This window comes from Candidatus Omnitrophota bacterium (assembly GCA_041648975.1).
Lineage (GTDB): Bacteria > Omnitrophota > Gorgyraeia > 2-01-FULL-45-10 > 2-01-FULL-45-10 > JAQUSE01.
Genome location: JBAZNZ010000037.1, coordinates 1 through 6,616, shown reverse-complemented (window position 1 = coordinate 6,616; position 6,616 = coordinate 1). Strand labels below are relative to the sequence as shown.

Sequence of the window (6,616 nt, the reverse complement as noted above, 5' to 3'; positions counted from 1 at the left end):
ATACCGACGAGAATCGGTAGTTGGTGACGGTTCTGTTCTATCACCATCATAAGGATTCGGTTGGGCTTTTTCAATCATAATTTGGACACGAGTGATGCCTAATGTAAATTTGCGACGAAGCTGAGGCAACTGCCCGCAAGTTCCACGCCGGACTGCTGCCAGCGAAAAATTTTACTCCGCCCTATACGTTAAATCTAATGTTAATTATATCGCCATCCTCGACGATGTAATCTTTTCCCTTGAGATAGAGTTTGCCTTCCGCTTTTAATTTATCTTCGCTTCCGGCGGTCATGAGTTCGGCGTATTTGATGACCTCGGCCCTGATGAAGCCTTTCTGGAGGTCCGAATGTATCGCTCCCGCGGCTTCGGGCGCGGTCGAGCGCGCTCTCACCGTCCACTGCCTGACTTCATCCTGCCCGACGGTAAAGAACGATATCAGGTCGAGCGCCCTGATAAGGGACCGAGTGAGGACATTGATCGCCGGCTCTTCGACGCCGAGCGCCGACAGAAACTCTTTCCTTTCCGCCTCGGTCTCCAGCTCGGCGATCTCTTTCTCGGTCTTTGCCGAGACCTGCATTATCTCTATCTTGAGCGCTTTATATACACCCTTTAATTTCTCGACAAGGGAATTATCTTTCAGGTCTGCCTCGGAGACATTCAGGACTATTATCATCTCTTTACGCGTTATAAAAGGATAGCTCGACGTCGCTTTCTCATCGTCCTGCGAGAACTCGAGCAGCCTCAGGGGCAGCTCTTTATCGAGATGCTCTTTCAGCCTAACGAGCATCTCGCTCTCTTTTATCGCTGCCTCTTCCTTAGTCTGCTTTATCGTCTTCTCCAGCCGCTCGAGCCGCTTCTCTACGAATATCAGGTCATGCAGAAGCAGCTCAGAGTTGATGGCGTCTATGTCGCGTTTCGGGTCGACTGAACCGCTCACATGATAGATCGACTCATCCTGGAACGCCCTTACGACGTGGCAGATGGCGTCGAGCTCGTTTATGTCCGTAAATATATCGCCTTTGGAGATCGAATCCTTCTCTATCTTCGGAAGCGTCTCGACGTCTATCCTTGCCCTGACCTCTTTTTTAGGCTTATAGATGGAGACGAGCTTGTCAAAACGGCCGTCGCGTATCTGTGCGACGCCCTTTATCGGCTTGTTCGACGCGACCTCGTTCTCCGTGGGCTTGTGAGTTGTGAGTATCTCAAAGAGCGTCTTCTTGCCGACCTGCGGCAACCCTATTATGCCTATCTTCACCCTGCACCTTCTTTCTCTTTGATATCGATTTTTCTGTTTAATCTTAAAGAACCGGTTAATAAAATACTATTCGCATAAATAATATAGGAAGGTGCAGGGTTCATCTTATCTCATCCCTTTCGCAAGCTCCATGAACGCCGCTATCACGATAAAAACGAGCAGCATCCACAGGATCACTCTGGCTATTTTTTTGATCATCGCTTCCTCAGTAATTTTTAACACGTTCAGCTTAAACCTAAGCCTCGTTATGTGAGCACTGAAAATATTCGCTCTTCCTTTCACTTCGTCCATCTACACGTCCAATAAATTTTATGGGTCCTGCCGCGAGGTCGCCTTTATGTGCTCCGCGCTCCGCGTGGGGTTTACAAGCGACGCTTTAACAGGTGCGTATCTGTATGCCGCCAGGATTGCATACGTTTTTTTAAGTCTTAAGCAGTATAGCCTTGATAAAAAGCAATCCTAAGCGGCGGCACCCCCATCCCACGCTTCGCTTGTGCGCGCATAAAGGCTAGGCCTCGCGTCACCCATAAAATTTCCCAACAACGCTTGCTTTGGCCGGCCAGGTTCGCTTTTCGCTCACCTGTCCGTCCTCCAACCTGCTTCCCAGCTAAAATTTCTTCGCCCTATTATGGCGACGATGGCAAACCGGCCATGTGGGTTGAGCCGTAAATTTTGATACCGTCTCATTAATCCCAAACTACTTAAGCGCCATAGTTACCATAAGAACAAGATAGCTAAACTAATTGAATTAAGCCAAAATACACTTGATATCAAAATTAGGCGAGGCCCACTGGCCGGTTCGGCCATCGGCGCAAGGGCCAGGCGAAAAATTTTATTTATTCAATATCTTGTCAACCGCTCCCAACACATCGTCGGCGGTCACCGCCGCGAGGCACTTGAAGCCCATGGCGCAATTATGAGCGCGGCATACTTCGCAGCCTGCATCCTTATGGATCACCACATCGTCTTTTCCGACGGGCCCCCAGCGCTTCGGGGAAAGCCCCCTGTCCTTCCTGCCGAATATCACTACTGCGGGCGTACCGACGGCGCATGCGATATGGACAGGCCCCGAGTCGTTTGATATCAGTATCCGCGCGCGCGACAATATACCGGCGAGGTCCCCGATGGACGTCTTCCCCAACAGGTTGATACATGGCTTGTTCATGAACGAGGCGGTCCTGCCGGCGTATATAGCGTCTGCCTTCGACGATATCATTATAACCTTCATCCCCCGCTTCTCGATCAACTCATCCGCCACCTTCGCGAACCTCTCTGCGCTCCATCTTTTAGACGGACAGCTCGCGCTCGGGTTGATGACAGCTATCTTGTCCGCATCCTTAACGCCGTATTTATCGAGCATCGAACGCACCCTCTCCGCGCATTCCGGCGATAGAGGCATATACAAAGCCCGCTCCTTCGGTTCCACGCCTATATATCGCAGCATATCGAGAGCATATTCTATCTCATGCTTCAATCCGAACTGTTTTGTATGGGGCATCCTCTTAGTAAGCAGGAATCCGAGTTTCTTGTCGTAACCGATCCTTTCGGGGATCCCGGCCATGGAAATGACCTGATGCGTACGCGCGGTAGGGTGCAACGCTATGGCTATATCGAACTTCTTACGCCGGAGCTTTGCTATGAATTTCAAATTCCCGATAAGTCCTTTCTGTTTTCCGAGCTTGTCATATATTATCACTTCGTCAAGATAAGGATTGCCTTCCAGTATTTCGCGCGCGTGCGGCGAGGCCATAAAAGCTATGCGGCTGTCAGGATACGCGTCGCGAAGGGCCTTTATGACGGGAGTGGACAGGATGACATCGCCTATCCTGTCGAGCCTGACAATAAGGATCTTCCTATAATTTCGAATTTCGAATTTCGAATTTCGAATTTTATTCATACCCCTCCAACATCATCCTTGCCGCCTCAAAAACCTCATCGGGTGAGACCGACTTCATGCATTCGTAATTATATTTACATACGGCGCTTTCGCAGGGCGAGCAGGAGAGCTTCTTTTGTATGGCGACATCGAATTCCCCTGTCGGACCGTATTTACGCGGATCGGTGGGCCCGAAAATGGCGAGGACCTTCGTCCCTACGGCGCATCCCAGGTGCAGAGGCGCGCTGTCGTTTGTGATCAAAAGGTCGGACCGCTTCAGGAGGCTGCCAAGCTGCCTTATATTGGTCTTTCCCGCGAAATCGCATGAACGCCCTTTCATCTTTTTCATTATACCGGCGACCACTTCCTTATCATTCTCTGCCCCTATGAATATTATATTTACCTTACATTCCCTGATCAAGCGGTCCGCAAGTTTTGCGAAACCTTCCGCCGTCCATCGTTTCAGATGGCTCTTAGCCCCCGGACTGATTACTATTATCGGGCCTGTTATGCCCTCCTCACTCAATAGCCGGTTCACATACTCTTCGTCTTCACGGGGAATATAAATATACGACTGCTCGAGCGCATTTTCTATTCCTAGCGGCTTAAGGCGATGCATATGCCTGGACCTGCTATGCGCCAGCGACTTAGGGAACTTCTGCATAGCGGAGGTGTGGAATTTCGGCGATATCAGAAGCGGGAAGATGGTATTCTTGAGGTCTGCCACAAGATCGTATTTAAGGCTCTTTAATTTAAGCTGGAGCCTTCTCTTTCCGGCAAGCGGCATGCGTTTGTCGTATATTATAAGTTTGAATACCGCAGGATCCTTTTCAAATATCTCTTTACCCTGCGGCCCCACCATGACATCTATCCTTGCCCCCGGAAATTCTTTGGCGAGCGCGCGTATGACCGGCGTCGTCAGTATTATATCCCCGACATTGCTTAAAGTGATGACCAGTATGCGTTTGATCCGGGTTTTATCTATTGTCATGGGCGCGCACCATCGATGGCCAGCATCTTCTCCGCTTCACTCAATACATCCTCCACCGTAATAGCCGCCATACAACTATTATCTTTACATGTAAAATCGTAGCACGGGATCTCGCATCTCTCGTTGCGCGATATCGTTACATATGAGCCTTTGCCGTACGGACCCGTTATATGAGACGACGTAGGTCCAAAAAGCGCGATGACTTTAGCCTTTGCGGCGACAGCTAGATGCATGGGTCCGGTATCGTTCGCCACCACAATGTCCATCCTCTCGAACAGTGCGGCAAGCTGTCCCAGGCTCGTCCTGCCGCAGGCTATTATAGGCGAATCCTTCATCATCTTCTTTATCTCTTCGGCAAGGGCGACGTCCTTGGCGGCTCCGCATATGACTACTTTAACGCCAAAGCGCTCGGCCATAGTGTCGGCAAGGCGCGCGAAATTCTCCTTAGGCCATCTCTTCGGGTCCCAGTTTCCGCCGGGGCAGATAGCCGCCAGCCTGTCTTTATCCGACACGCCGATATCCCGCAGGAATCTCTTCACAAAATCCCTGTCGGGCGCCGTTATGTAGAACTCGTAGGAAGTATCACGAGCGTCGATGCCCTCCGCCCTGGCGATATTCAGGAAATACTCTACCTTGTGCGTTTCCTCCAGCGGCTCTTCAACCGCCGTTGTCAGCAGAAACGACCTGTTCTTCGTAGGATAGCCTATACGTTCCTTGATACCGGCAAGCGCCGTTATAAGGGCCTTAGTGAAAGACCTGTGCAGTATAAAAGCCGCGTCAAAATGTCTCTTCCTTAGGGACAGTATCAACTTCAGCTTCCCCATTAAACTTTTATGGACGCCCTCCTCGTCATAGATGATTATCTCGTCAAGACGCGTATTCGATTCGAGCATCTCGCGGCATCTCGGATGCAGAAGGCACGCGATATGGCTGTCGGGATAAGCCTCCCTGACTGCCCTTATGAACGGCGTGGAAAAGAGGATATCGCCTATCCAGTTGACATTAACGATCAGTATCTTTTTTTTCATAAGCCCTGTAGTTATTCTCGGCCGATAGGCCGGTGCCTTACTCGGGGCAATACTGAGCGGCTAGTGCATGACCGTTCTGTAACTAGCATTGTGTTTTTGCCGCGAATGTATATAAACCCCGTTATCATCTTTTGGTCACTTACGCATCACTTTAAAAAATTCGTGATATCCTGAAACCTTTATCCAGAAGACAAATAGGTTATCCGCTGTGGACGATATCCGTATCCTTTTTATCGCGAAGATATCGGCCTCATGAGTAAATTCTGTCGGTTTCGTCGCAAAGCCCGCCTCATATCCGGCCTTCTTCGCCGCTGACTTGACGCGCTCATCATAAACGCCCATCGGATAACATATGAACTTGACTTTCTTGCCCAGTTTCTCTTCCAGAATGCGTTTCGAATCCTCGAGCTCGTTCTTAAGGGCGTTATCGTCTATACCCGTGAGAAAGGGGTGCAGCATGGTATGGCTCTCGATATCTATCACTCCGGAATCGGACATCTCCTTGATCTCCGGCCAGCTAAGCCTGTCTTCCCTTCCGGCAAAACCCGCTACAACGAACATAGTAGCCGGTATTTTATATCGTTTTAATACCGGGTAGGCATATTTGTAATTGTCCGCGAATCCGTCGTCCATCGTTATGGCAACTGTCCTCGGCGGCGGGGTCTTATTCTCCGCCAAATACTCTACCGCTTCTTCAAGAGTCACGACATTGTAATTGCGGGAGCGCAGGAATTTCATCTGCCTGTCAAAAGCCTCGGGAGAAACGAACATCCTATTTTCTTTATCGATGGCATAGTCGACTGAATGGTACATCAATATCGGGACCCTATACGCCTTATTTAAAAATACCTGGAGCGAGACCGATAGCGCGATGATGATTATTACAATCGCCGCCAGCATCCTCTTCTTATTTGCCATATCTGCCTTCCAAGACCTCTTTATATAACTCTATTATATTTCCGGCCATATCATCAAGTAAAAATCGCTCCCTCACAAGCTCCCTGCCCCTCTTGCCCATGCTATTGCGCAGTCCCGCGTCTTTGAGGAGCCTTAAAACCGACCTGGATATGGCATCCGCGTCTCCGACCGGAACGAGGATGCCGCTAGATCCGTCTTTGATGATGTTCGCAATGCCGCCGACCCCGGAAGCTACACACCCTCTGCCCGAAGCAAGGGCCTCCAGTAAGGCTATACCCAACCCCTCTTTTACCGAAGGGAAAACAAAAATATCCATAGCCGACAGGTACTTGTGCGTATCGAGTCCCGCATCCGTAAAACAAATGGAATCCTGCAGCCCGAGCGACCGGGCAAGTTCTTTTAATGATTTTTCATCCGGCCCATTGCCGACTATGAGCGCCTGCGCATCGCCTATTTCCGAGACTATCCCGCGCATGGCCTCGATGAGGAACCTCTGCCCCTTGACCGGCGACAGGCGTCCTATCGATCCGACCACAGGTCCCGGTCGT

At 50.2% G+C, this 6,616-nt stretch carries 7 protein-coding genes; all 7 read right to left on the bottom strand.

Annotated elements, in window-relative coordinates; translation table 11 throughout:
* Positions 1 to 181: 181 nt before the first annotated feature.
* Positions 182 to 1,255, bottom strand: coding sequence for a redox-regulated ATPase YchF (gene ychF / locus WC592_08925; GenBank protein ID MFA4982568.1), 1,074 nt, complete (start codon positions 1,253 to 1,255; stop codon positions 182 to 184).
* A 105-nt stretch (positions 1,256 to 1,360) separates the two neighbouring features.
* The gene (locus WC592_08920; protein ID MFA4982567.1) at positions 1,361 to 1,546 is read right to left on the bottom strand and encodes a hypothetical protein; all 186 of its coding nucleotides are present in this window, start codon (positions 1,544 to 1,546) and stop codon (positions 1,361 to 1,363) included.
* A 541-nt stretch (positions 1,547 to 2,087) separates the two neighbouring features.
* Positions 2,088 to 3,152: a lipopolysaccharide heptosyltransferase II gene (gene waaF / locus WC592_08915; protein ID MFA4982566.1), complete on the bottom strand. Its 1,065-nt coding sequence runs from the start codon at positions 3,150 to 3,152 to the stop codon at positions 2,088 to 2,090.
* Positions 3,145 to 4,122 carry a glycosyltransferase family 9 protein gene (locus WC592_08910; GenBank protein MFA4982565.1) on the bottom strand — a complete coding sequence of 326 codons (978 nt, stop codon included), beginning with the start codon at positions 4,120 to 4,122 and terminating at the stop codon, positions 3,145 to 3,147. The genes waaF (WC592_08915) and WC592_08910 overlap by 8 nt, the downstream gene beginning before the upstream one ends.
* Positions 4,119 to 5,150, bottom strand: coding sequence for a lipopolysaccharide heptosyltransferase II (waaF, locus tag WC592_08905; GenBank protein ID MFA4982564.1), 1,032 nt, complete (start codon positions 5,148 to 5,150; stop codon positions 4,119 to 4,121). Before waaF (WC592_08905) ends, WC592_08910 begins: the two co-directional genes overlap by 4 nt.
* Before the next feature lie 135 nt (positions 5,151 to 5,285).
* Positions 5,286 to 6,068, bottom strand: coding sequence for a polysaccharide deacetylase family protein (locus WC592_08900; protein ID MFA4982563.1), 783 nt, complete (start codon positions 6,066 to 6,068; stop codon positions 5,286 to 5,288).
* Positions 6,058 to 6,616: glycosyltransferase family 4 protein (locus WC592_08895; GenBank protein ID MFA4982562.1), on the bottom strand; the 559-nt coding region annotated here is incomplete at its 5' end. The genes WC592_08900 and WC592_08895, both read right to left, overlap by 11 nt.

Excerpts from the sequence above, each read along its gene's own strand:
- waaF (MFA4982566.1), bottom strand. The coding sequence starts at position 3,152 with ATGAATAAAATTCGAAATTCGAAATTCGAAATTCGAAATTATAGGAAG.
- WC592_08910 (MFA4982565.1), bottom strand. The coding sequence starts at position 4,122 with ATGACAATAGATAAAACCCGGATCAAACGCATACTGGTCATCACTTTA.
- waaF (MFA4982564.1), bottom strand. The coding sequence starts at position 5,150 with ATGAAAAAAAAGATACTGATCGTTAATGTCAACTGGATAGGCGATATC.
- WC592_08920 (MFA4982567.1), bottom strand. The coding sequence starts at position 1,546 with ATGGACGAAGTGAAAGGAAGAGCGAATATTTTCAGTGCTCACATAACG.
- WC592_08900 (MFA4982563.1), bottom strand. The coding sequence starts at position 6,068 with ATGGCAAATAAGAAGAGGATGCTGGCGGCGATTGTAATAATCATCATC.